21 protein-coding genes and 2 pseudogenes are annotated in these 22,969 nt (G+C 61.3%); 15 read left to right on the plus strand and 8 right to left on the minus strand.

Features of this window, described 5'->3' with window-relative positions; genetic code table 11:
- Positions 1 to 163 precede the first annotated feature (163 nt).
- The 5 genes and pseudogenes from HBN98_RS28220 to HBN98_RS07755 form a co-directional block, all read left to right on the plus strand.
- Positions 164 to 1,195, plus strand: a pseudogene (locus HBN98_RS28220) (cache domain-containing protein); the annotation flags it as partial.
- Positions 1,196 to 1,288: 93 nt separating this feature from the next.
- Positions 1,289 to 2,053 carry a methyl-accepting chemotaxis protein gene (locus tag HBN98_RS28225; protein ID WP_371917795.1) on the plus strand — a complete coding sequence of 255 codons (765 nt, stop codon included), beginning with the start codon at positions 1,289 to 1,291 and terminating at the stop codon, positions 2,051 to 2,053.
- A 174-nt stretch (positions 2,054 to 2,227) separates the two neighbouring features.
- A pseudogene (locus tag HBN98_RS07745) lies at positions 2,228 to 3,341 on the plus strand (glycosyltransferase family 4 protein).
- Positions 3,334 to 4,110 (plus strand): N-acetylglucosaminyl phosphatidylglycerol deacetylase, encoded by a 777-nt coding sequence (locus HBN98_RS07750; RefSeq protein WP_083368086.1) that lies wholly within the window; start codon positions 3,334 to 3,336, stop codon positions 4,108 to 4,110. The pseudogene HBN98_RS07745 and the gene HBN98_RS07750 overlap by 8 nt, the downstream one beginning before the upstream one ends.
- Positions 4,107 to 5,102 (plus strand): glucosaminyl phosphatidylglycerol flippase, encoded by a 996-nt coding sequence (locus HBN98_RS07755; protein ID WP_064588930.1) that lies wholly within the window; start codon positions 4,107 to 4,109, stop codon positions 5,100 to 5,102. Before HBN98_RS07750 ends, HBN98_RS07755 begins: the two co-directional genes overlap by 4 nt.
- A gap of 71 nt (positions 5,103 to 5,173) precedes the next feature.
- On the opposite strand, the gene HBN98_RS07760 is transcribed toward HBN98_RS07755, so the two are convergent.
- Together HBN98_RS07760 and purU are read right to left on the minus strand one after the other, a co-directional pair.
- Positions 5,174 to 5,341, minus strand: coding sequence for a hypothetical protein (locus tag HBN98_RS07760; RefSeq protein ID WP_169842282.1), 168 nt, complete (start codon positions 5,339 to 5,341; stop codon positions 5,174 to 5,176).
- A gap of 87 nt (positions 5,342 to 5,428) precedes the next feature.
- A complete protein-coding gene (purU, locus tag HBN98_RS07765) occupies positions 5,429 to 6,277 on the minus strand; it encodes a formyltetrahydrofolate deformylase (protein WP_025112763.1) in 849 nt (282 codons plus the stop codon).
- A 340-nt stretch (positions 6,278 to 6,617) separates the two neighbouring features.
- On the opposite strand from purU, the gene mvaT reads away from it, so the two are divergent.
- Complete coding sequence (mvaT, locus tag HBN98_RS07770) at positions 6,618 to 6,995, plus strand: histone-like nucleoid-structuring protein MvaT (RefSeq protein ID WP_003227581.1); 378 nt, start codon at positions 6,618 to 6,620, stop codon at positions 6,993 to 6,995.
- 103 nt (positions 6,996 to 7,098) lie between these two features.
- Here mvaT and sbcB read toward each other — a convergent pair whose 3' ends face one another.
- The gene (gene sbcB / locus HBN98_RS07775) at positions 7,099 to 8,529 is read right to left on the minus strand and encodes an exodeoxyribonuclease I (protein WP_083368085.1); all 1,431 of its coding nucleotides are present in this window, start codon (positions 8,527 to 8,529) and stop codon (positions 7,099 to 7,101) included.
- A 181-nt stretch (positions 8,530 to 8,710) separates the two neighbouring features.
- On the opposite strand from sbcB, the gene HBN98_RS07780 reads away from it, so the two are divergent.
- From HBN98_RS07780 to HBN98_RS07815, 8 genes are all read left to right on the plus strand, one after another.
- Positions 8,711 to 9,436 (plus strand): RDD family protein, encoded by a 726-nt coding sequence (locus HBN98_RS07780; RefSeq protein WP_083368084.1) that lies wholly within the window; start codon positions 8,711 to 8,713, stop codon positions 9,434 to 9,436.
- Positions 9,433 to 10,410 (plus strand): stage II sporulation protein M, encoded by a 978-nt coding sequence (locus tag HBN98_RS07785; RefSeq protein ID WP_083368083.1) that lies wholly within the window; start codon positions 9,433 to 9,435, stop codon positions 10,408 to 10,410. The genes HBN98_RS07780 and HBN98_RS07785 overlap by 4 nt, the downstream gene beginning before the upstream one ends.
- Positions 10,397 to 11,944: a DUF4129 domain-containing protein gene (locus HBN98_RS07790; protein ID WP_083368082.1), complete on the plus strand. Its 1,548-nt coding sequence runs from the start codon at positions 10,397 to 10,399 to the stop codon at positions 11,942 to 11,944. The genes HBN98_RS07785 and HBN98_RS07790 overlap by 14 nt, the downstream gene beginning before the upstream one ends.
- The gene (locus HBN98_RS07795; protein WP_083368081.1) at positions 11,941 to 13,104 is read left to right on the plus strand and encodes a DUF4350 domain-containing protein; all 1,164 of its coding nucleotides are present in this window, start codon (positions 11,941 to 11,943) and stop codon (positions 13,102 to 13,104) included. The genes HBN98_RS07790 and HBN98_RS07795 overlap by 4 nt, the downstream gene beginning before the upstream one ends.
- Positions 13,101 to 14,102: an AAA family ATPase gene (locus HBN98_RS07800; RefSeq protein ID WP_083368080.1), complete on the plus strand. Its 1,002-nt coding sequence runs from the start codon at positions 13,101 to 13,103 to the stop codon at positions 14,100 to 14,102. The genes HBN98_RS07795 and HBN98_RS07800 overlap by 4 nt, the downstream gene beginning before the upstream one ends.
- Positions 14,099 to 15,430: a DUF58 domain-containing protein gene (locus tag HBN98_RS07805; protein ID WP_083368079.1), complete on the plus strand. Its 1,332-nt coding sequence runs from the start codon at positions 14,099 to 14,101 to the stop codon at positions 15,428 to 15,430. Before HBN98_RS07800 ends, HBN98_RS07805 begins: the two co-directional genes overlap by 4 nt.
- 227 nt (positions 15,431 to 15,657) lie before the next feature.
- Entirely contained in the window at positions 15,658 to 15,873 is a 216-nt protein-coding gene (locus tag HBN98_RS07810) for a hypothetical protein (RefSeq protein ID WP_064588937.1), read from the plus strand.
- A gap of 489 nt (positions 15,874 to 16,362) precedes the next feature.
- Complete coding sequence (locus HBN98_RS07815) at positions 16,363 to 16,734, plus strand: DUF6124 family protein (RefSeq protein WP_064588938.1); 372 nt, start codon at positions 16,363 to 16,365, stop codon at positions 16,732 to 16,734.
- 95 nt (positions 16,735 to 16,829) lie between these two features.
- Here HBN98_RS07815 and HBN98_RS07820 read toward each other — a convergent pair whose 3' ends face one another.
- Both HBN98_RS07820 and HBN98_RS07825 read right to left on the minus strand, forming a co-directional pair.
- Positions 16,830 to 17,189, minus strand: coding sequence for a PilZ domain-containing protein (locus tag HBN98_RS07820; RefSeq protein ID WP_064588939.1), 360 nt, complete (start codon positions 17,187 to 17,189; stop codon positions 16,830 to 16,832).
- A 230-nt stretch (positions 17,190 to 17,419) separates the two neighbouring features.
- On the minus strand, positions 17,420 to 17,806 hold the full coding sequence (locus tag HBN98_RS07825) for a tetratricopeptide repeat protein (RefSeq protein WP_025112748.1): 387 nt from the start codon (positions 17,804 to 17,806) through the stop codon (positions 17,420 to 17,422).
- Positions 17,807 to 17,995: 189 nt separating this feature from the next.
- Between HBN98_RS07825 and pyk the strand changes: the two genes are divergently transcribed.
- Entirely contained in the window at positions 17,996 to 19,447 is a 1,452-nt protein-coding gene (gene pyk / locus HBN98_RS07830; RefSeq protein ID WP_003227610.1) for a pyruvate kinase, read from the plus strand.
- Positions 19,448 to 19,565: 118 nt separating this feature from the next.
- Here pyk and HBN98_RS07835 read toward each other — a convergent pair whose 3' ends face one another.
- From HBN98_RS07835 to HBN98_RS07845, 3 genes are all read right to left on the minus strand, one after another.
- Positions 19,566 to 20,315: an enoyl-CoA hydratase-related protein gene (locus tag HBN98_RS07835; protein WP_064588941.1), complete on the minus strand. Its 750-nt coding sequence runs from the start codon at positions 20,313 to 20,315 to the stop codon at positions 19,566 to 19,568.
- Between the two features lie 157 nt (positions 20,316 to 20,472).
- On the minus strand, positions 20,473 to 21,408 hold the full coding sequence (locus HBN98_RS07840; protein ID WP_083368078.1) for an iron-sulfur-binding ferredoxin reductase: 936 nt from the start codon (positions 21,406 to 21,408) through the stop codon (positions 20,473 to 20,475).
- Positions 21,401 to 22,507, minus strand: a complete 1,107-nt coding sequence (locus tag HBN98_RS07845; protein ID WP_064588943.1) for a GGDEF domain-containing protein — start codon at positions 22,505 to 22,507, stop codon at positions 21,401 to 21,403. Before HBN98_RS07845 ends, HBN98_RS07840 begins: the two co-directional genes overlap by 8 nt.
- Positions 22,508 to 22,969 lie beyond the last annotated feature (462 nt).

Genomic DNA, 22,969 nt, shown 5'->3' on the forward strand with positions numbered 1-22,969 from the left:
AATTCGCTATGGCCGATAGATAAAGGCGAGAACCCGACTGAAAAGTCGGTCGGACATTTCCCTAAGGAGAGTCGGAAATATCAGTTTGTTTCACCCTTGCCCATATTGCGCGTCTTTATAAAAGCACGCCCAGGACATTAAGACCTTAGCGGAACCCCAAGCCATGAACAAAAATCTGCGCTTCAGCCATAAAATTTTGCTTGCCGCCGCCCTCATCGTCATCGCCGCTTTCGCCTCGTTCACGCTGTACAACGACTGGCTGCAACGCAACGCGATTCGCGATGACCTGAACAACTATCTCAACGAGATGGGCGAGGTCACGGCCGACAACATTCAGACCTGGCTCAACGGCCGCATCCTGCTGGTCGAAAACGCCGCCCAGAACATCGCCATCAACCCAGACCCCGCCAACGTCGCCAGCCTGCTGGAACAGAAGTCCCTGACCTCGACGTTCATGGCCACTTACCTGGGTGATGCCACCGGGCACTTCACCATCCGCCCGGATGTGAAGATGCCCGACGGTTTCGATCCACGGGTGCGCCCTTGGTACAAAGGTGCCGAGAGCAGCAGCGCGTCGACCTTGACCGAACCGTACATCGACGCTGCCACCGGGCAGTTGATCATCTCCATCGCCACCGCCTCGAAAAAGGCCGGTCAGCGCGTTGGCGTGGTCGGCGGCGACCTGAGCCTGCAAACCCTGGTCGAGACCCTCACCGCCCGGGACTTCTCCGGAATGGGCTACGCCTTCCTGGTCAGCGCCGACGGCAAGATCCTGGTGCACCCGGACAAGACGCTGGTGATGAAGACGCTGAAAGACGCCTATCCGCAGGACACCCCGCGCATCAGCAGCGACTTCAGTGAAATCACCGTCGACGGCAAGACCCGCATCGTCAGCTTCACCCCGATCAAGGGCCTGCCTTCGGTGAACTGGTACATCGGGCTGTCGGTGGACAAGGACAAAGCCTTCTCGATGCTCAGTGAGTTCCGCACCTCAGCGGTGATCGCTACCGTGATCGCAGTGGTGATCATCATCGCGTTGCTGAGCATGCTGATTCGCCTGCTGATCCAGCCACTGCACGTCATGACCCGCGCCATGGAGGACATCGCCGACGGCGAAGGCGACCTGACCAAGCGCCTGACCATCGTCAACAACGATGAATTTGGTGTGCTGGGTACCGCGTTCAACCGGTTCGTCGAGCGGATTCACGGTTCGATCCGCGAAGTGTCGTCGGCCACCGGGCAAGTCAACGAGGTCGCCCTGCGTGTGGTCGCGGCTTCCAATTCGTCGATGTACAACTCCGACCAGCAAGCCTCGCGCACCAGCAGCGTCGCCGCCGCGATCAATCAGCTGGGCGCCGCCGCTCAGGAAATCGCCCGCAACGCCGCGCAAGCCTCGAACCAGGCCAGTGATGCCCGCGGCCTCGCCGAAGACGGCCAGCAAGTGGTGGATCGCAGCATCAAGGCGATGAATCAACTGTCGAGCATGCTCAGCGCCTCCAGCAGCAACATCGAGTCGCTGAACAGCAAAACCGTGAACATCGGGCAAATCCTCGAAGTGATCACCAGCATCTCTCAGCAGACCAACCTGCTGGCGCTCAACGCCGCCATCGAAGCGGCGCGGGCCGGTGAGGCGGGCCGTGGTTTCGCCGTGGTGGCCGATGAAGTGCGCAATCTCGCGCACCGCACCCAGGAATCGGCGCAGCAAGTGCAGACCATGATCGAGGAACTGCAAGTCGGCGCCCGGGAATCGGTGAGCACCATGAGCGACAGCCAGCGCCACAGTCAGGACAGCGTGGAAATCGCCAACCTCGCCGGCGAACGCCTCAACAGCGTGACCCAACGCATCGGCGAGATCGACGGGATGAACCAGTCGGTGGCGACGGCGACCGAGGAACAAACCGCCGTGGTTGAATCGATCAACGTCGACATCACCGAGATCAACACGCTGAACCAGGAAGGCGTCGAGAACCTGCAGGCGACCTTGCGCGCCTGCTCGGATCTGGAACAGCAGGCTGCGCGGCTGAAGCAGTTGGTAGGCAGCTTCCGCATCTAAGATCCAAAGATCGCAGCCTGCGGCAGCGCCTACAGGGTGAATAGAAATCCCGTGTAGGCGCTGCCGCAGGCTGCGATCTTTTTGCCCTTGAAACCCACCGCCGATTCCCGACCGAACATCTATTCTGGATAAAGGTCAACCAAGGGAGTGCAACGCAGCGGAGGGTTGATTACCGTGCATATCGCCGACATCACCATGTTCTACGCCCCGGCCAGCGGTGGCGTGCGCACGTACCTGGATGCCAAGCATCGCCGGTTGGGCGTCAAATCGGCCATTCGCCACAGCCTGCTGATCCCCGGCGCCCATTTCGGTGAACACGACGGCGTCTACACCGTGCCCGCCCCGGCCCTGCCCTTCGGCAAAGGCTATCGTTTCCCGCTGCGCCTCGCGCCGTGGCGCAATGTCCTGCAGGATTTGCAGCCGGACCTGATCGAAGTCGGCGACCCGTACCTCACCGCGTGGGCGGCGCTCGACGCACGGCGGCAACTGGACGTACCGGTGATCGGCTTTTACCACTCCGACCTGCCGCTGCTGGTCGGCAATCGCATGGGCCATTGGGTCACACCGAATGTCGAGGCATACGTGACCAGACTCTACGGCAATTTCGACCGGGTACTGGCGCCCAGCCAAGTGATGGCCGACAAACTCACGGGGCTGGGCGTGCGCAACGTCTTCGTGCAGCCGCTGGGGGTCGACCTGCAGACCTTTCACCCGCAAGCCCGCGATAACGGCCTGCGCGCCGAACTGGGAATTGCCGAGGACACGCGCCTGCTGATCTTCGCCGGACGCGGTTCCAAAGAGAAAAACCTGCCCATTCTGCTCAAGTGCATGCAACGCCTCGGCCCGCGCTACCACTTGTTGTTGGTCGGCTCGTCGATGCCCGCCGTGGTCCCGGACAATGTCAGCGTGATCGACTCATTCTGCCCGGCACCCACCGTCGCCCGGTTGATGGCCAGCGCCGATGCCTTGCTGCATGCCGGTGATCAGGAGACCTTTGGCCTGGTGATCCTTGAGGCCATGGCCTGCGGGATTCCGGTCGTCGCGGTGGCCGCTGGGGCGTTCGAGGAAATCGTCAACGAAGCCTGCGGCTTGCTGTGTCTGCCGAACAACCCGCAGGCCATGGCCAACGCGGTCCGCGAGCTGTTCAGTCGCGGCTGCGTAAAGCTCGGCCAACAAGCCCGGCAACATGTCGAACAGTATTACGCCTGGGACACGGTGTGTCGACAGCCTGCTCGGTCATTATCACGCGGTGCTCGGTCACTCGCTGCCGAGGGTGGTCAATGGCTGACTCCTCCAATGGCCGCGCCGTATTGCTGGTGCTGCACGATGTAGCGCCGTCGACGTGGGCGGACTATCGGCCGTTTGTCGAAGCGGTCGACGCCATCGGCGGCGTACCGATCACCTGGCTGGTGGTGCCGGATTTCCACAGACACGACGCACTGGAAGACCATCCAGCGTTTTGCCGGATGCTCGACGAGCGGCTTTCCCGTGGCGATGAACTGGCCTTGCACGGCTATTACCATGACGACCGCGAGCCAGCCCCGACCACGCCCCGCGACTGGTTCATGCGTCGGATCTACACCCATGAAGGCGAGTTTTATCGTTTGTCCCGCGACGCCGCGCTGGCTCGCCTGCGCGCCGGCATCGATCTGTTCCAGCGCAATGACTGGCCGTTGCACGGCTTCGTCGCCCCGGCCTGGCTAATGGGTGAGGGCACGCGCCAGGCCCTTCGCGAATTGCCATTGCGCTACACCAGCGATCCACAACACCTCTATCCATTACCGGATTTCACCGCCATCGACGCCCCGGGTCTGGTCTGGAGCGCGCGCAGTGCCTGGCGCCGAGGCTTGTCAAAAATCGTCAGCGATCAACGCGAACAGCAATGGCGCGACGCCCCGGTGATTCGTCTAGGCTTGCACCCGGTAGACATGCGCCACGCATTTTCGCGTGAATACTGGCTACACACCCTTGAACGGCTGCTGGCGGAAGGACGCAAGCCCATGAACAAAATCGACTGGCTGATCCAACAACGTGAGCGAATGGGACGCGCGGCATGAGTCGCGGCATTGTTCTGTTGATCGGTCTGCTCGCCGCCGTGCTGATCCCGGTGCTGCTCGGCGGCGGAGAGATCGGCGCGCGGTTGCAGAACTTTCCGCTGCATTGGCTGCTGATCATGTTCGGCATGATCCTGCTCTGCTGGGGCATCAATACCCTGCGCCTGCGGTTGTTGCTGGGCGATCAACGCGAGCGGGTAACGCCGCTGAAAAGCCTGGGCGTGGTCATGGCCGCCGAGTTCGCCTACTGCGCCACCCCCGGCGGCAGTGGCGGGCCGCTGACGATCATGGCGTTGCTGGCGCGCTGCGGCGTGCGCCCGGCCCGGGGCAGCGCGGTGTTTGCCATGGATCAGTTGAGTGATCTGCTGTTCTTCCTCTGCGCCCTGAGCGGGATTCTGATCTACGCGTTGTTTCAGCACCTCAGCGACCGCCTGGAGTGGCTGCTGATGGTCAGCGCGGTGTCGCTGTTCGGCGGTTTGTTCAGTTGTGTGCTGCTGGCGCGCTATCACCGTCGGCTGATTCTGCTGAGCGGGCGCCTGCTCGCCCGCCTGAACGTGCAACCCGCCACGCGCCGGCGCTGGGCGCGCAAGCTGTTGCACTTTCTCGACGCGTTTATCGACACGCTCAAGTTGCCGTGGCAAACCCTGGTCAAGGTGTTCGTCCTGACCTGCATGCATTGGCTGCTGCGCTACAGCGTGCTGTACCTGGCCTTGCGCGGGCTGGGCGCGGACCTGCAATGGGCATGGAGCTTTCTGGTGCAGATGCTGTCGTTGGGCGCCGGGCAGATGAGCCTGCTGCCCGGTGGCGCAGGCGCGGCGGAACTGACGTCGGCGGCGTTGCTGGCGCCGATGGTCGGCAAATCCACCGCTGCTGCGGCGATTCTGATCTGGCGCGTGGTGACGTTCTACTTCTATCTGCTGGTGGGCGGGCCGATTTTTCTGTTGATGCTGGGACGGCCGCTGCTCAAGAAGCTGCTGAAGATTCGACAAGCGTAAAGATCGCAGACTTCGGCAGCTCCTGCATAGAAATACGATCCCTGTAGAAGCTGCCGAAGGCTGCGATCTTTTCAGGCTTCTCCCTCCGGCTCAGGTTTCACCTGTTTCCACAACTCGGCAGCCCCGGGAAACTCGGTGCCGTCGTCCGGGCTAAGGTCATCCGGGTCATAACGACTCAGGCAGCCCTCCCCCAGGGTGGCCGGCGCTTTCGAAGTGGCTTTGTCCAGTGGGTCAGTCACGGGCAGTTCCTCAAGGGCGGAAACGAAAAAGGGCCTGGGACGATTGAACGCCCAGGCCCTTCTTTATTCAAGTACGTGTAAGTTCGATCAGAACACCACGGTCTTGTTGCCGTGCACCAGCACGCGGTCTTCGAGGTGATAACGCAGGCCACGGGCCAACACCATCTTCTCGACGTCACGGCCGAAACGCACCATGTCTTCGATGCTGTCGCTGTGGCTGACACGCACCACGTCCTGCTCGATGATCGGACCGGCGTCCAGCTCTTCGGTGACGTAGTGGCAGGTCGCGCCGATCAGCTTCACGCCGCGCAGCGACGCTTGATGGTACGGCTTGGCGCCAACGAACGACGGCAGGAAGCTGTGGTGAATGTTGATCACCTTGTGTGCGTACTCGCGGCACAGCGACGGCGGCAGGATCTGCATGTAGCGCGCCAGCACCACCACTTCGGCGTCGTGCTGCTTGACCAGACGCGACACCTCGGCGAATGCCGGCTCCTTGTCCTGCGGATTGACCGGGACATGGTAATAAGGAATGCCGTGCCACTCGACCATGCTGCGCAGGTCATTGTGGTTGGAAATCACACAGGAGATTTCGCAGTCGAGCTCATCACTGTGCCAGCGGTGCAACAAGTCCGCCAGGCAGTGGGATTCGCGGCTGGCCATCAGCACCACGCGTTTTTTCTGCTCGGTGTCGGTGATGCGCCAGTCCATCGAGAACTCTTCGGCGATCGGCGCAAACTTCTCGCGCAACACTTCAATACCGAACGGCAGCGAATCGGCACGAATCTCGTGACGCATGAAGAACCAGCCGTTCTGATTGTCCGAATGGTGGCTCGCTTCGGTAATCCAGCCGTTGTGGGATGCCAGAAAGTTACTGACTTTGGCAACGATGCCAACGCGGTCAGGGCAGGAAATCACCAACCGAAAGGTGCGCATGGGGGGAAAACTCCAGAACTTCGCAAAGGCGGCCATTCTAGCGATTGTGCGCGGAAACTGCAGTATTGATGACCGTGTCTCGCCGAGATGGCGCGATTCACGGGTAATCGGTGCCCTGCGTACTCAAGTGACGGCGCGCCAATGCCACTGTCTCAGGCCGATAATTGTGAATAATCGTGATGACTGCATCACATTATTTAACAGCGCATTCAATTTACCGGTTAATTCTCGTAACTAACTCAAATAAAAAAACCGGTTAAATGTTTACTTGATGAAACAGCCTGACTATTATTGCGGCACTGTCCCCTGCCATTCAACACCTCCACATAAGGTAGTTATCATGTCGTTGATCAACGAATATCGTGCCACTGAAGAAGCCATCAAAGAGCTGCAAGCCCGTTTGAAGAACCTGTCGCAAGACGACAAATTGCAAGCCGAGCTGGAATTCGAAGGCAAACTGCGCACCCTGATGGGCGAATACTCCAAGTCCCTGCGCGACATCATTGCCCTGCTGGATCCAGAATCGAAAACCAAGGGCACCCGTGGCGCCGCTGTAAAAACTACCGGCACCAAGCGCGCACGCAAAGTTAAACAATACAAAAACCCGCACAACGGCGAAGTCATCGAAACCAAAGGTGGCAACCACAAGACTCTGAAAGAGTGGAAAGCCAAGTGGGGCGGTGACGTGGTTGAAGGCTGGGCTACCCTGCTGGGCTAAGCCGCAACGCCGGTCGCCGACTGATTCTGCGGCCCATGAAAAACGCCAGCATACGCTGGCGTTTTTTTATGCCCGGCCTTTCATGGACGCACTATGTTCGATTTCAAAGATTCAAACGTTTGCGCAATGCCTCGACATAATTTTGCCACTCATTGAGCACTTGATTCTGTATCGGCGTAGCACTAAGCGCCCATTGCTGCGCGGCCTCGGCAAAAGATTCCAAGGTATTAGGCGCGCCCATTTGCGGCTCGGACAAACGCTGCTGGCAGAATATTCTCCAGCGTTCTTGCTCTGCAGAATTCAACGTATCGGGAAAGTTGCGTGCGCGATATCGAAAGAGTAATTCAGGCAAACGTTCATCATCGAACGGCCATTGCTCTTGCGCTAATTGCGCCGGATCCGCCGCTCTCACTTGCTCGCATAGACGCCGATCGCGATCACCGATAAATCCATCGTACAACTGCTGTTCCGGGTCTTCACTCGGGGTGAAATCTTCGCTGGCATAAATCGCCGCAACTTTATCTTTCCAAACTTGTTGTGCGTCACTTAGCCGCAGTGCACGCGCCTGATAGAGCGCCATGTCCAGACCCAGGCGTTGCTGATCGTCGGCACGCAATACCGACAACGGCGCCACCACCGGGCAGCGATTGATGTGAATCAGTTTGAGCGGCACCGGCAATTCACCCTCGGCCAACTCATCGCGACGGGTGTAAAGACGCTGACGCAGGGTTTGCGCGTCCAGATCCAGCAAGCCTTGCGGATCAAGGTGCAGGTCGCAGACGATCAACGCATTGCGATTGCGCGGATGCCAGGCTAATGGCAACACCACCCCCACATAGTGCCGCGCTGCGGAAAAGCGTCCGGAGATATGCACCAGCGGCTGCAACAGGCGAATCTGATCCATGACCTTCTGCTTGCTGCGCAGTTGAAACAGCCAGTCATACAACTTCGGCTGTTTTTCCCGGATCAGCCGCGCCAGAGCGATGGTTGCGCGCACGTCCGACAGCGCTTCGTGGGCATGCCCATGGTCGATGTTGTTGGCGGCGGTCAGGCGTTCGAGCTTGAGGGTGACCTTGCCTTCGGCATCGGTCGGCCACACCAGACCATCGGGGCGCAACGCATAGGCGGCGCGCACCACATCGATCAAGTCCCAGCGACTGTTGCCGCCCTGCCACTCGCGGGCGTACGGGTCGAAGAAGTTGCGATAGAGGCTGTAACGGGTCATCTCGTCGTCGAAACGCAGGGTGTTGTAGCCCGCGCCGCAGGTGCCAGGCGCGGCCAGTTGCGCGTGCACTCGGGTCATGAAATCGGCTTCGCTCAAACCCTGTTCGGTAAGCCGGCTCGGGGTGATGCCAGTGATCGCACACGCTGCCGGGTGCGGCAGGATGTCTTCGCTGGGCTGGCAGTAGAGGTTGACCGGTTCGTCGATTTCATTGAGGTCATGGTCGGTGCGAATCCCGGCAACCTGCAGCGGACGATCGTTGCGGGGATTGATGCCGGTGGTTTCGTAGTCGTACCAAAAAATTGAAGTCACGGGCGGTTCCTGAACTGAAGATCGGCGAAGTCTAGGCGTTGAACCGGCATTGCGGCCAGCGCTGTGTCATTCAACCACCGCGCGCCACACGATGTGCAATACATAGTTATGTCGTTTTCCCCCAAGAGGCTGCTAGCATCGGACAGACCTCGCCTCCCGATCCGGCCCCATCAGGTAGCCCATGCTCGAGAACACAGCACCGCCACGGAAAGCACCGCTGAACCCGCCACTCGATACCCGCCATCAAGTGGAAACCCCGGAGGGCATCGACCTGCCGTTGCGCCCGGCCGGTCTGATGGTGCGCACCCTGGCCTTCAGCATCGACCTGGGCATTCGCGGCGCCATCCTCGGCGTGTTGTTCCTGGCATTGGCGTTTCTCGGCCAGCTCGGCATGGGCCTCGGTTCGCTGCTGCTGTTTGCCGTCAGCTGGTGGTACATGGTGCTGTTCGAAGTGCTGCGCCAGGGCCGTTCGCCGGGCAAGCAATGGATGGGCCTGCGGGTGATCCACGATAACGGCACCCCCATCGGCTGGTCAGCCTCGCTGCTGCGCAACCTGTTGCGCTTCGTCGATCTGCTGCCGTTCGGCTATTGCCTCGGCGCCATCAGTTGCCTGCAACATCCGACCTTCAAACGCCTGGGCGACATCGCCGCCGGTACCCTGGTGGTCTACAGCGAACGCCCCCTGCTGCGTCCGCAATTACCCGACGCCCAGCCGCGCAGCGCGCCGGTGCCACTCAACCTCAGCGAGCAACGCGCGCTGCTCGCCTTCGCCGAACGCCAGACAGACCTGTCACCGGCGCGGGTCAATGAGCTGGCCGCCCTGCTGGCCCAGCCGCTGCACATCTCGGCGCCCAAAGCGGTCAGCGAACTCAACGGCATCGCCCGCGGCTTGTTGGGTCCGACATGAAACAGAGTCTTTTCGAAGCCCGCCACAAGGCCGAATGGGAGCGCTTCACGCTGGCCCTCGAACGCCTCGAACACGGCAAGGACACTTCGCAGGTGGCCAGTTTTCCCAAGGCTTATCGACGTCTGTGCCAGCATCTGGCGCTGGCGCAGGAACGTGGCTACAGCAGTTTTCTGATCGATTCGCTGCAACAACAGGTGTTGCGCGGCCACCAGCAGCTGTATCGGCATCGCAGTCGATTCGGCGCCAACCTGCTGGGTTTCATCCTCGCCGACTTCCCCCGCCGGGTACGCGCCGAATGGCCCTTCGTGCTGGCCGCCGCGCTGTTGTTTTTCGGCAGCCTGATCGGCTTTGCGCTGCTGGTGTACAGCTATCCCGAGCTGATCTACAACCTGATCCCCGCCGAACAGGTGCGCGAGATGCAGAGCATGTACGACCCGGTGGCCGGCCACCTCGGACGCTCCGCCGAACGTGCCGCCAGCGAAGACTGGGTGATGTTCGGTTACTACGTGATGCACAACATCGGCATCGCCTTCCAGACCTTCGCCAGTGGCTTGCTGCTGGGAGTGGGCAGTGGGTTTTTCCTGTTCTACAACGGCTTGATCATCGGCGCGGTGGCCGGGCACCTGAGCGAAATCGGTTTCGGTCAGACGTTCTGGTCGTTCGTGATCGGCCACGGCGCGTTCGAGCTGACCGCGATTGCCCTGGCCGGCGCCGCGGGCCTGAAACTGGGCTGGGCGGTGATTGCACCGGGACGACTGACGCGTGGCGAAGCGCTGGTGGAAGCGGCGCGCAAGAGCGTCCTGCTGGTGTGCGGAGTCATGCTTTTACTGTTGATCGCCGCCTTCGTCGAAGCCTATTGGTCATCGAAAACCAGCGTCACCCCGCAGACCAAATACCTGGTCGGTGCGGCGCTGTGGGCAGCGGTGGCGGCGTACTTGCTGCTCGCCGGAAGGACCCGCCATGCGCCTGAGTGACGCCACCGTCGCAATCCGCCCGCGCAGCACCTGGGAAGCCATGGACCTGGGCGTGCTCATGAGCCAGCAGCACCGACGCCTGCTGATGACCAGTTGGGCCATCGTCACCCTGCCGCTGTTCGCCCTGCTGACGTTATTGCTGTGGGATTCGCCGTCGCTGGCCGTGTTCATTTTCTGGTGGCTGAAACCGGCGTACGAACGCCTGCCGCTGTACATCCTGTCCAAGGCCCTGTTCGGCGAAACACCGACCCTGAAACAGGCCTTGCGCGAATTTCCCCGGTTGCTCAAACCGCAACTGCTGGCCAGCCTGACCTGGCGTCGCCTGAGCCTGAGCCGCAGCTTCCTGCTGCCGGTGCTGCAACTCGAAGGCCTGGACGGCACGGCCCGCCAACAACGCTTGCAGGTGCTGCTGCAACGTAATGCCGGCGCCGCGCAATGGCTGACGATCATCGGCGTGCACCTGGAGACCGCGCTGTGGATCGGCCTGATGGTGCTGTTCTACATGCTGCTGCCGCAGCAGATCGAAACCGACTGGGACTGGCAGTCATTGATCCTCGACGCCGATCACCATTGGCGCTGGCTGGAGCACCTGACCAATGCCTTCTATGCGCTGGTGCTGGTGGTCTGGGAACCGGTGTATGTCGCCTGCGGTTTCAGCCTGTATCTAAACCGGCGCACCACCCTCGAAGCGTGGGACATCGAGCTGGTGTTCCGCCGTTTGCGCCAGCGCCTGAAATGCAGCGCCCTCGGTCTGTTGCTCGCCCTCTGCCTGTTGCTGCCAGCGCTGCCACCGGTTTGGGCTGCGGCCGATCCCGCCAGCGCACCGGAGGCGCCACGTCTGCTGCAGCAACCGCTGACCAGCCAGGCCGCGCACGACAGCATCAAGGCGTTACTGGAACAACCACCGTTCAAGAACAAAGAAAGCGTGACCCGTTATCGCTTCGGCGACGACCCGGCCGCCCCGGCCGAAACCAGGCCCGGTGAGGCGCCGCAATGGCTGAAAACCCTGCTCGGCTGGCTCGACGGGCAACGTTTCAATGCGCTGGCCAGCCTGATTGAGGTGCTGCTGTGGGGCGCACTGATCGCCGCTGTCGGCTGGCTGATCTGGCACTATCGCGAATTCCTGCGCACTTTCGTCAGCCGCCGGGCAAAACTGCCCGCTCGCGTCAGGCCAGCCGCGCCGCAGCAAGCGTTCGGCCTGGACCTGACCCCGCAAAGCCTGCCCGACGACATCGCCGCCAGCGCCGAACAACTCTGGCACACCCAGCCACGCGCCGCGCTGGGTCTGCTCTATCGCGGCTTGCTCAGCCGCCTGCTGCACGACTTTGACCTGACCTTGAAGCCCGCCGACACCGAGCACCAGGTGCTGCTGCGGGTCGAGCAATTACAGCGCCCCGAACTGCTGAGCTTCAGCCGCGCGCTGACGCTGCACTGGCAGAACATGGCCTACGGTCATCGCGTACCGGCGGCGCATCTGCAACAGGAGCTGTGTGACGGCTGGCGTGCCCTGTTCGGCCAGGGAGCGCGCCCTTGAACCGGCGCAACGCGTGGTTGATCGGCGGGCTGCTCGTCGCCCTGCTCGCAGCGTTGAGCCTCTATCTGTACTTCAAGGCCAGGCCCTATCAGGAAGTGATCGACCACGGCCCCTCGCCGCCCGCCCAGGCCAACCCGTATCTGGCGGCGGAAATGTTCCTGCGCGAGCGCGGCCTCACCGTCAGCCATGCCGAAACCCTGGCGGTGCTGCCCGACATCGATCCGCGCCGGCACACCCTGCTGTTGTTCGGCGAGCGCTCGCGGATGACGCCGCGACAGGTCGATCAGGTGCTGAACTGGGCCCGCGCCGGCGGACGTCTGGTGTTCGTCGCCGAAGCCCTGTGGGATAAACAGGCCGGACAGAGCGATGACCTGTTGCTCGACCGAGTGCAGTTGCACCAGTCCCTGAGCAAAAACCTCAAGGGGCCGCCGGCAGAACTGGCCGATGATCCGTACCCAGACCTGACCAAGCTGTACCTGGAAGATGAGGACGCCCCGGCCTACGCCGGCTTCGACACCGCGTTTCATCTGGAAGACCCGAAGAATCTCGCGCAAGCCTGGGCCAACAGCGCCAAGGCCACGCACATGATGCAACTGGCCTACGGCCTCGGCTCCATTACCGTGGTCACCGATGCCGAGCTGTGGAAGACCCCGTCCATCAGTCAACACGACAACGCCTGGCTGCTCTGGTACCTGAGCGCCGACACCGACGTCACGCTGGTTTTCAGCACGGAACACGACAGTCTGCCAGCCCTGCTCTGGCGTTATTTCCCGCAAGCCATCGTTGCCCTGCTGGCGCTGATTGCCCTGGGCTTGTGGCACGTCGGTGTACGCCATGGACCACTGCTCGCGCCCGCCCCACGTGCTCGCCGGCAGTTGCAGGAACACCTGCGCGCCAGCGCCGATTTCATCCTGCGCCACAACGGCCAGCACCTGCTGTTGCAAGCCCTGCAACAGGACGTGCTACGCCGTGCCCGACGACGCCATCCCGGCTTCGACCAGTTGAACGTGGCCGAACAATGGCTGGTGCTGTCGCGCCTGACCCGACAGCCGACCCGCGCCATCAGCCAGGCCCTGAGCCCGGTGCCGAAACAGCGCATGAGCAGCGCTGATTTCAGCCGCCAGGTGGCCCACCTGCAAACCTTGAGGAACACGCTATGAGTGAACAGATCGAGCCCGGCAGCGCCAGCCACGCCGCCCAGCAACGCCAGCGTGCCAGCCAGCTGGCGCAAGCGGTGCGCGGAGAATTGCAAAAGGCCTTGATCGGCCAGAACGGCGTGATCGATGACGTGCTGACGGCGTTGATTGCCGGCGGTCACGTGCTGCTTGAAGGCGTCCCCGGGCTGGGCAAGACCTTGCTGGTGCGGGCACTGGCGCGATGCTTCGGCGGCGAGTTTGCGCGCATCCAGTTCACCCCGGACCTGATGCCCAGCGACGTCACCGGCCACGCGGTGTACGACCTGCACACCGAGCAGTTCAAGCTGCGCAAGGGGCCGCTGTTCACCAACCTGCTGCTGGCCGACGAGATCAACCGCGCACCGGCGAAAACCCAGGCGGCGCTGCTCGAGGCGATGCAGGAACGCCAGGTCACCCTGGAAGGCCGGGCGCTGCCCATCGCCCAACCGTTCATGGTGCTCGCCACACAAAACCCGATCGAACAGGAAGGCACGTACCCACTGCCGGAAGCCGAACTCGACCGCTTCATGCTCAAGGTGCGCATGGACTACCCGGATGCCGAGCAGGAGCTGCACATGGTGCGTCAGGTCAGCCGCTCGACTCGCGCCGACATGCTCGATGTGCAGCCGCTGCGCACGGTCCTGCAAGCCAAGGATGTGCAGGCCTTGCAACGGATTGCCAGCGACCTGCCGCTGGACGATCAGGTTCTCGACTACGCCGTGCGCATGGCGCGCAGCACCCGCTCGTGGCCCGGCCTGACCCTCGGTGCCGGCCCACGCGCGTCGATCGCACTGGTACGTTGCGCCAGGGCCCGAGCGTTGCTGCGCGGCGGCGAATTCGTAATCCCCGATGACATCAAGGGCTGCGCACTGTCGGTGCTGCGCCATCGGGTGCGCGTGGCGCCGGAGCTGGACATCGAAGGCCTGCAGGTGGATCAGGTGCTGCAGCAATTGCTCGACCAAGTGCCGGCGCCGCGCCTGTGAAACCGTCCCGCCTGCTGCTGATCTGGCTGGCCGTTCTGCTGGCCATCGGCACACTGCTGGGCACCGTGCAGGCACTCGACGTGCCGACACCCGCCAGCCTGTCGGCGATCAGTTGGGGCTTGCTGCTGGCGCTGCTGGTGCTGGCCCTGCTCGACGCCATTCGCCTGCAGCGCCTGCCCTCGCCCCGGGTGCATCGGCAGATGCCCGGCAGTCTGGCACTGGGTCGCTGGAGCGAAGTACGGCTGCAGGTCAGTCATGACTTCCGTGAGCCGATCACCCTGGCGATGTTCGATCACGTGCCACAGGGGCTGACCTTCGACAACCTGCCGCTGTCGGTCGCGCTGGAACCCGGCCAGTTCAGCGAAGTGGGCTATCGCCTGCGCCCGCTCAGTCGCGGTCACTTCAGCTTCGCCCAGTGTGAAATCAACCTGCCCAGCCCGCTGGGTCTGTGGTCAGGTAAACGCCTGCTCGACGTACCCGCACAAACCCGTGTCTACCCGGACTTCGCGCGCCTGTACGGCGGTGAACTGCTGGCGGTGGACAACTGGCTGAGCCAGCTCGGTGTGCGCCAGCGCCAACGGCGCGGGCAAGGCCAGGAGTTTCATCAACTGCGCGAATTTCGCGAAGGCGACAGCTTGCGCCAGATCGACTGGAAAGCCACCGCCCGCCAGCGCACACCGATCGCCCGGGAATACGAAGACGAGCGCGACCAGCAAATCATCTTCATGCTCGACTGTGGCCGGCGCATGCGCAGCCAGGATGGCGAGCTGTCGCATTTCGACCATGCGCTGAATGCCTGCCTGCTGCTGAGCTATGTCGCCTTGCGTCAGGGCGATGCCGTGGGATTGAGTACATTTGCAGACGATCAACCGCGATATCTGGCTCCGGTAAAAGGCAGCGGGCAACTCAACGTCCTGCTCAACACGGTCTACGATCTGGCGAGTAGCCAACGTCCGGCGGACTATCAGGCAGCCATTCGGCAACTACTGACACGTCAGAAACGACGGGCACTGGTCATCCTTATGACCAACCTGCAGGATGAGGACCATGGCGAACTGACCAACGCAGTCCAATACCTGAGCCGCCAGCATCAAGTGCTAGTGGTCAGCCTGCGTGAAGAAACGCTCGACCAAATGCGCCAAGACTCGGTACAAACCCTTCCTGAAGCATTGGCCTATTGCGGCGCAGTGGATTACCTAAACGCTAGGGCCGAACTGAATGAGCGCCTGATTGCTCATGGCACACCTGTGTTGGATGTCCCTACCAGTAAGCTAAACACTGAACTAGTATCAATGTACTTAAGCTGGAAGAAAGCTGGAGCCCTATAGACGTTGTAGATTTCACGCTGGCGGGGTGTTTCAAATTGGCAAGCGGGTGTAGATTTCTTAATAGGAAATACCGCTGATACAAGGGCTTTTCCATTGATCGGTATCTCACTCCACTTATTTAAAGGAGTGCCAGTCCGCTCCTTGAAGCGGCCCATCCCGCGCTATCGGATTGCCCGCTAAATTTTCCCATGCAGCCATGCTCGAAGCCTCTCGAACGGAGTCGAAGAATGCCCACTAAATATTCATTATCTGATGTGTTGGAAAGGATTTATCAGAATCAGCTTGGGCTGGAGGCAGCCCTAATGGAGCTAACACTCCAGGTCGAAGAAAGTGGGTTTACCGAGACCGGAGAAAACGTCCGCTCTGCGCTTTTTGTCATTGGAGAAAATGCCGGCTATATCAAGCAGGGCTTGGCGAAACTCAGAGCAAAGGAAACGGACTAGGCCTCAAAAACTCAATGAATTTTGTCGACCGCTTTGGTGTTATCCACAGGGTGATTATCGAAGCGATTTGACGATTGAAACACCTTCCAACACCCCACCTAAAATCCCCCCCGTCTCATATCGAAATGAAACAGATGGATGCGTACGGCTACACATATCCGTCATCCGAATGAAGTCTTCCCCAAATCTAGGAATTTAGGCTACACGACGTGGCGCCTTTGCCTACGAACACACCAGAATGCTCTGTCTTGTACGCATTGGTGAGGCTCCGTAACTTGATCTTGGCCGCTGACGATCAGCGGTCGAAATTAATTGTCCGGGGCAATGTCGAGGCAGTAGCTTCAGTCAGGCTAGTAACATTTTAGCTGTTAGCAGGACGTCTCTAGGTGAGCCGAACAGCTCACCTCCCCCCCGGCCGAATAACCTCTTCATAGCAGTTTCCATTCGCGTTCACCCGAACTGGAAGCCAAGCAAAAAGGATATAAAGCCATGAACAGTACAACATCAAATCCTCCAGAATCTGACGCGACTTCCAGCTGTCTCCCCCCTGATTCAGAGAGGTTTCAGGAAGCCGCAGAACGCGCCCTCGACCACTACCTTAAACCCAAATCGCCCTCACGCAATTCCGTGGATCGCGGCATGCAGATGTTCGTTGTCGCCCCCGACCTCAACCCCGAAGCCATCGCCATCCAGACCTACGAAACCTTCTCGTCGGTAAGCATTCTGCTGCTGGATCTGGCGGACAGCCTGGAAGACAAACCACGGCATCTGGCGATGGCGATCTATCAGTTGAGCGAGATGGGTTTGTTGCTGGCGGAGAAGACACTGGACAGTGAGCGGGCGATTGCCTTGAAGGCTTGAAGATCAAAAGATCGCCGCCTGCGGCAGCTCCTGCAGGAAAATGGCATTCCCACTGTAGGAGCTGCCGCAGGCGGCGATCTTTGGTTTTGGCTGTATCAGGCGGACGCCGGCAGGGGCTGAAAACTGAAGTACTGCTTCAACGCCTGCACCAGTTGCGCATATTCCGGCGGCGGGCGTTGCAGGCTGAAGCCGGCGTCGTAGTGCATCGGGGTCGCGTCTTCATGGCACCACAGGCAGTACGCAGTCAGGTCGATGACCTGCTGGCAGCCATCGCCGAACGGGATTTTGAGACGCAGGCTGAAATCGACACCGGTCATCATCGGCAACTGGCTGATGAGCATCAGCCCGTCTTCGGACACATTGCCCAGAAAACCGATGGGTTTGTCGGTGACGCTGTTGAACACCCTGAGGAAGTACGGCAACTGGTGCCGTTCGATTCGTCGGTCGGTAAACATGCGAGGTACGCCATGCAAGGCTCCATTACAGAGCCGCACCTTTGCTTCGGAACACGCCTGTGTCTCAGGCACGCTCTCCCCGCTTCCGGTGGCATGGTCGCCAATACGCCATCGCCTCAACATCGACCAGTCGCAGGTGTTGCCCCATGTTTAGAGGCCAGACTCTAAACCGGATCACTGGACTATAGCTCAACCTGTACAGTCAGCCAGCGTTTGTATGACACCCGACATCAAAAGCGTTGCGGACTCGGCACCGCCGCCGCACTGCGCGTCGGGTAATGGCCCAGGCTCTGCAAGGTTTCCAGGCGCGCACGGGCGCGGAAGGCATATTCGCTGTTGGGGTACGAGGCGATGATGAACTGGTAGGTCTGGGCCGCGTCGATGTACATCTTTTGCCGTTCCAGGCACTGACCGCGCATCATCGACACTTCCGGCCACACATAAGGACGGGCGCGGCTGTCGCGCTCGACCTTGGACAGTTCGAGCATCACTTGCTCGCAATTGCCTCGGTCATAGGCGCTGTAGGCGTTGTTCAAATGATGGTTCATCGCCCAACGGGTACATCCCGTGGCAGCGAGGGCGCTGAGGGCAAGGGCGGCAATGGGCAACAATCGCATGAGGGTTCTCCTGTCTTGAGCAGTGTATCGACCCGGAGCCGAAAATCTTCAGAACCGATTGCGCCGATTGTCGTGTTCAAAAAAAGAATGCATTAACGAAGCTCTTCACAAAAAGTAGTGCAAACGAACAATGACTACACCCGTCGAGCATAGTAGCCTCTGCTAGCGCTTGAACTCAGGAGTCTTTGCATGTCCGTCCGTCGTACCAAAATCGTCGCCACCCTTGGCCCGGCCAGTAACTCGCCGGAAGTTCTCGAACAGCTGATTCTGGCTGGTCTGGACGTTGCCCGTCTGAACTTCTCCCACGGCACCCCCGACGAGCACAAGGCTCGCGCGAAGCTGGTGCGTGACCTGGCTGCCAAGCACGGTCGCTTCGTCGCCCTGCTGGGTGACCTGCAAGGCCCGAAAATCCGTATCGCCAAATTCGCCAACAAGCGCATCGAGCTGAAGATCGGTGACAAGTTCACCTTCTCCACCAGCCATCCGCTGACCGAAGGCAACCAGCAAGTGGTCGGTATCGACTACCCGGATCTGGTCAAAGACTGCGGCGTGGGCGACGAGCTGCTGCTCGACGACGGCCGCGTGGTGATGCGCGTCGAAACCGCCACCGCTACCGAACTGCACTGCGTGGTGACCATCGGCGGCCCGCTGTCCGACCACAAAGGCATCAACCGTCGCGGTGGCGGCCTGACCGCTCCGGCCCTGACTGAAAAAGACAAGGCCGACATCAAGCTCGCTGCGGAAATGGAAGTCGACTACCTCGCCGTATCCTTCCCGCGTGACGCGGCCGACATGAACTATGCCCGTCAACTGCGCGACGAAGCCGGTGGCACGGCCTGGCTGGTGGCGAAGATCGAACGCGCCGAAGCCGTGGCCGACGACGAAACCCTCGACGGTCTGATCAAGGCGTCCGACGCGGTGATGGTTGCCCGTGGTGACCTCGGTGTGGAAATCGGCGACGCCGAGCTGGTGGGCATTCAGAAGAAAATCATTCTGCACGCACGCCGCCACAACAAGGCTGTGATTGTTGCAACCCAGATGATGGAGTCGATGATCCAGAACCCGATGCCAACCCGCGCCGAAGTGTCCGACGTGGCCAACGCCGTGCTCGACTACACCGACGCCGTGATGCTCTCGGCCGAATCCGCTGCTGGTCTGTACCCGCTGGAAGCCGTTCAGGCGATGGCGCGCATCTGCGTCGGCGCTGAAAAGCACCCGACCAGCAAGACCTCCAGCCACCGTATCGGCAAAGAGTTCGAGCGCTGCGACGAAAGCATCGCCCTGGCGACCATGTACACCGCCAACCACTTCCCGGGCGTGAAAGCGATCATCGCGCTGACTGAAAGCGGCTACACCCCGCTGATCATGTCGCGTATCCGTTCCTCGGTGCCGATCTACGCCTTCACCCCGCACCGCGAAGCCCAGGCCCGCGCGGCGATGTTCCGTGGCGTATACACCGTTCCGTTCGACCCGGCTTCGCTGGCACCGAACGAAGTCAGCCAGAAAGCGATCGACGAACTGGTCAAGCGCGGCGTTGTGGAAAAAGGCGACTGGGTCATCCTGACCAAGGGCGACAGCTACCACACCACCGGTGGCACCAACGGCATGAAGATCCTGCACGTGGGTGACCCGCAGGTCTGAGTGACGCGCTGAAAAACAAAAGCCCCGGCATGTGAGTGTCGGGGCTTTTCATTTTCTGCTCCGGAAGGTGTTGCGTCTATTCAGGCCTCATCGCTGGCAAGCCCAGTCAGCGAAGCTTTCAATGCCGTTTGATAAACCCGGTCAACGCCGCCAGCGCCTCCGGCGAGCGCAACCGCTGGGTGAACAATGCGCCCTCCTCCTCGATCACCTGACGGATCAGCTCGCGGTCCGGCGCTTTCATCAGTTGTTTGCTGATACGCACCGCCTCCGGCGGCAGTTCGTCGAAACGCAATGCCATCTCCCGCGCCTTGTTCAGTGCCGCTTCGCCGCTGCCCAGCGCCTCGCTGGCAATGCCCCACTGCGCCGCCTGTTCACCGGTAAAACCTTCGCCGAGCAGCAACAACTCCGCCGCTTTGGCTTGGCCAAGCAAACGCGGCAGGATCAGACTGGAGCCGAACTCCGGACACAAACCGAGATTGACGAACGGCATGCGCAAGCGAGCATCCCGGGCGACGTAAACCAGATCGCAGTGCAGCAGCAACGTGGTGCCGATGCCCACCGCTGCGCCGGCCACGGCGGCGATGACCGGTTTGCGGCATTCGAGCAGGTTGAGCATGAAGTGGAACACCGGGCTGTCGAGGTCGCTCGGCGGTTGCTGGATGAAGTCGGCGATGTCGTTGCCGGCGGTGAAGCAATCGGCGCTACCGGTGATCAGCACGGCATTGATTTCAGGATCGCTGTCGGCCTGCTTCAATGCTTGGGCGAGACGGCTGTACATCGCGCGGGTCAGGGCGTTTTTCTTGTCGGGGCGGTTGAGGCGAAGGGTCAGTAAACCGCGTTCGCGTTCCAGCAGAATGGCGTCGGTCATGGTGTGTCTCGACAGTGCAGGCCAGCGAAGATCACTGTGGCGAGGGAGCTTGCTCCCGCTGGGCTGCGCAGCGGCCCCAAGCGTTTGTGAGCGCTGCGCACTCAAACGGGAGCAAACGCCCTCGCCACAGGAACCCTCGAACCAATGAATTCAGCGTTCAACCACGGCTCAGAAACACGTCTGCCAGCAGTTGATTGCGCGGCAATCCGGCCAGATACAGACGCCGGGCAAAGGCATCGACGCTGGTCGGTGAGCCGCAGACTAAGGCCAGGGTTTGCCGGGAAACAAGGCGCAGTTGCGCCAAAGCGGCGGCTGACTCGGCCGCGGTCCACAGCTCGACGCTGAGGTTTTCGCGCTGCGCGGCAAGCGCCGCAAGGGGTTTGGCCAGATAGTGCTCGCGCGCGTCATGGGCCAGGTGAATGACGCGGATGGCGCCCTGGTGATCCTGACGCAAGGCCTCGCGCAATACACCGAACAATGGCCCCAACCCGGTGCCGGCCGCCAGCAGCCACAGCGGTCGGGTGTGCCAGTCCGGGTCGTAATGCAATGCGCCGCCGCGCAACTCGCCGAGGCGGATCGGGTCACCGATCTGCAGGCGCCGCGCCGCATCGCTGAATTCGCCGGGCTGGCGGCAGTCGAGGTGGAACTCGAGAAAGCGGTCTTCTTGCGGCAGGCTCGCCAGCGAGTACGGCCTGGCGATGTGGTTGATCCACAGCACCAGATGTTGCCCGGCGCTGTAGCGCAGCGGACGTTGCGGGGTCAGGCGCAGACGCAGGACGTTGTCGCTGAGCCAGTCCAGCGCCTCGACCACCGCCGGCCGACCGTCGGTAATCGGGTCGAACGTGTGCACCTGCAAGTCTTCGGTCACTTGACACTGACAGGCCAGACGCCAGCCTTCCTGCCGTTGCTCGGCGCTCAAGGCGTCGGGGCGATTATCCGCAGGCAAGCCGTTTACGCACTGCACCAGACAGGCATGGCAACTGCCGGCGCGGCAGCTGTAAGGCACCGCGACACCGCGCTGATTCAGGGCATCGAGCAGGTTACTGCCCGCCGCCACCGACCATTGCTGCTCACCCACCCGAAGTTCAGGCATCCACATTCTCCCACGCGGCCGCACAGCGATTGCGCCCGTCGCGCTTGGCCCGGTACAGCGCCTGATCGGCACGCTGCAAGGCATCGTCCAGATCGTCGTCCAGTTCCAGCAGGGTCATACCCGCCGAGAGGCTGAGGTTACGCACGTTCAGGCCCACCAGCTCGACGTCGGTGAAGGCGATGCGCAGGCGTTCACAACAGGCGGTCAGGCGTTCGGCATCGCAGTCGGGCAGCAACACCACAAATTCCTCACCACCGTATCGCGCCAGTACGTCGCCGTCACGCAGGCAGGCACCCGCCACTCCGGCGAACGCCTGCAACACCTGATCACCGGCTGCATGGCCATGCAAATCATTGATGCGTTTGAAGTGGTCGAGATCGATCAGCGCCAGGCCATGCACCACACCCGGTTCCATCTCGCCCAGCTCGCGGGAGGCCAGGCGCAGAAAATGCCGGCGGTTGAACAGCCCGGTCAGTTCATCGGTGGCGACCAGGTCTTCGAGCTGGCGCATCATCCCGCGCAGGGTGTCCTGATGCGCCTGCAAGGCAAACCGCCGCTGGCGCATGCGCTGGCGCGACACCTGGACAAAGCGTGCGTAGATCACCAGCCACGCCAGCACCATCGCCAGAATGCACACCTGCAATATCGCCAGCGCCGGATCCGGGAGCCGGAATTGGTAACCCTCCCAAAGGGTGATGGCACAGAAACTGAAGAACACCAGCAGCGCGCAACGAATGAACGCGCGGCGGGATAAATGAAACAGGCCGAACAGCAGGATCAGCACATAAAACACCAGAAATGCGCCGCGGGCCTCGTCCAGATGGGCGATCAGCCAAGTCTGCCAGCCGAGCCCGAGCAGCACTTGCGCCTCGGTCATGCTGGGGTCATCAAAACGCAGATTGCGCCCGGACCAGAACAACGCAAACAACGTGGCCTGACTGATGACCACCAACGCACTGCCGACGGCCACGCTGCTCAAGGAATGCGGGTAATGACCGGTAAAAAACGCCAGCCACAGCAGCAGCAAAGCCAATCCGTAGGTGGCTGCAGCGAGGGCAAAACGCTTGAGCAGAAGGCGTTGAATGGCGTTATGGGTCAATCGTTGACTCACCGTGCGATAGGAGGCTGACCGAGTGTCCTACTCTACAGACCGGATGCCACTTTAGAGGCGTAGTCGATAAATGACCATTGATTTTCGGAGCCAAAATTTGACGTCAAATGCATGACCCGATGACCGGATTGATGCCACCCACATGTGGCGAGGGAGCTTGCTCCCGATCGGCTGCGCAGCAGTCGTAAACCGGCATACGCGGTGGAACTGAAATATTGAGGTGGCTGGATTAGGGCCTGCTGCGCAGGCCAGCAGGAACAAGCTCCATAGTCACCGGGGCCGGCAGTGTTCGGTATGCGACCAACGAATGACTGCCGGCGCGTGTATGCCCTGAAGAGGCGCGGTATACTGCCGCGCCTTTTTAGCGTCGCGCCAGCAGCCCCGGCGTGCCTTGAAAGGTGCTTGCGACCGACCGATGCACCCAAGCCGCAGGCACCTTATTGAATGTTC

It is taken from the genome of Pseudomonas koreensis, assembly GCF_012986595.1.
GTDB lineage: Bacteria > Pseudomonadota > Gammaproteobacteria > Pseudomonadales > Pseudomonadaceae > Aquipseudomonas > Aquipseudomonas koreensis.

Excerpts from the sequence above, each read along its gene's own strand:
- pyk (WP_003227610.1), top strand. The coding sequence starts at position 17,996 with ATGTCCGTCCGTCGTACCAAAATCGTCGCCACCCTTGGCCCGGCCAGT.
- HBN98_RS07815 (WP_064588938.1), top strand. The coding sequence starts at position 16,363 with ATGAACAGTACAACATCAAATCCTCCAGAATCTGACGCGACTTCCAGC.
- HBN98_RS07825 (WP_025112748.1), bottom strand. The coding sequence starts at position 17,806 with ATGCGATTGTTGCCCATTGCCGCCCTTGCCCTCAGCGCCCTCGCTGCC.
- HBN98_RS07840 (WP_083368078.1), bottom strand. The coding sequence starts at position 21,408 with ATGCCTGAACTTCGGGTGGGTGAGCAGCAATGGTCGGTGGCGGCGGGC.
- HBN98_RS07835 (WP_064588941.1), bottom strand. The coding sequence starts at position 20,315 with ATGACCGACGCCATTCTGCTGGAACGCGAACGCGGTTTACTGACCCTT.
- HBN98_RS07820 (WP_064588939.1), bottom strand. The coding sequence starts at position 17,189 with ATGTTTACCGACCGACGAATCGAACGGCACCAGTTGCCGTACTTCCTC.
- HBN98_RS07755 (WP_064588930.1), top strand. The coding sequence starts at position 4,107 with ATGAGTCGCGGCATTGTTCTGTTGATCGGTCTGCTCGCCGCCGTGCTG.
- HBN98_RS07750 (WP_083368086.1), top strand. The coding sequence starts at position 3,334 with ATGGCTGACTCCTCCAATGGCCGCGCCGTATTGCTGGTGCTGCACGAT.
- HBN98_RS28225 (WP_371917795.1), top strand. The coding sequence starts at position 1,289 with ATGTACAACTCCGACCAGCAAGCCTCGCGCACCAGCAGCGTCGCCGCC.
- HBN98_RS07790 (WP_083368082.1), top strand. The coding sequence starts at position 10,397 with ATGCGCCTGAGTGACGCCACCGTCGCAATCCGCCCGCGCAGCACCTGG.
- purU (WP_025112763.1), bottom strand. The coding sequence starts at position 6,277 with ATGCGCACCTTTCGGTTGGTGATTTCCTGCCCTGACCGCGTTGGCATC.
- HBN98_RS07800 (WP_083368080.1), top strand. The coding sequence starts at position 13,101 with ATGAGTGAACAGATCGAGCCCGGCAGCGCCAGCCACGCCGCCCAGCAA.
- mvaT (WP_003227581.1), top strand. The coding sequence starts at position 6,618 with ATGTCGTTGATCAACGAATATCGTGCCACTGAAGAAGCCATCAAAGAG.
- HBN98_RS07785 (WP_083368083.1), top strand. The coding sequence starts at position 9,433 with ATGAAACAGAGTCTTTTCGAAGCCCGCCACAAGGCCGAATGGGAGCGC.
- HBN98_RS07780 (WP_083368084.1), top strand. The coding sequence starts at position 8,711 with ATGCTCGAGAACACAGCACCGCCACGGAAAGCACCGCTGAACCCGCCA.
- HBN98_RS07810 (WP_064588937.1), top strand. The coding sequence starts at position 15,658 with ATGCCCACTAAATATTCATTATCTGATGTGTTGGAAAGGATTTATCAG.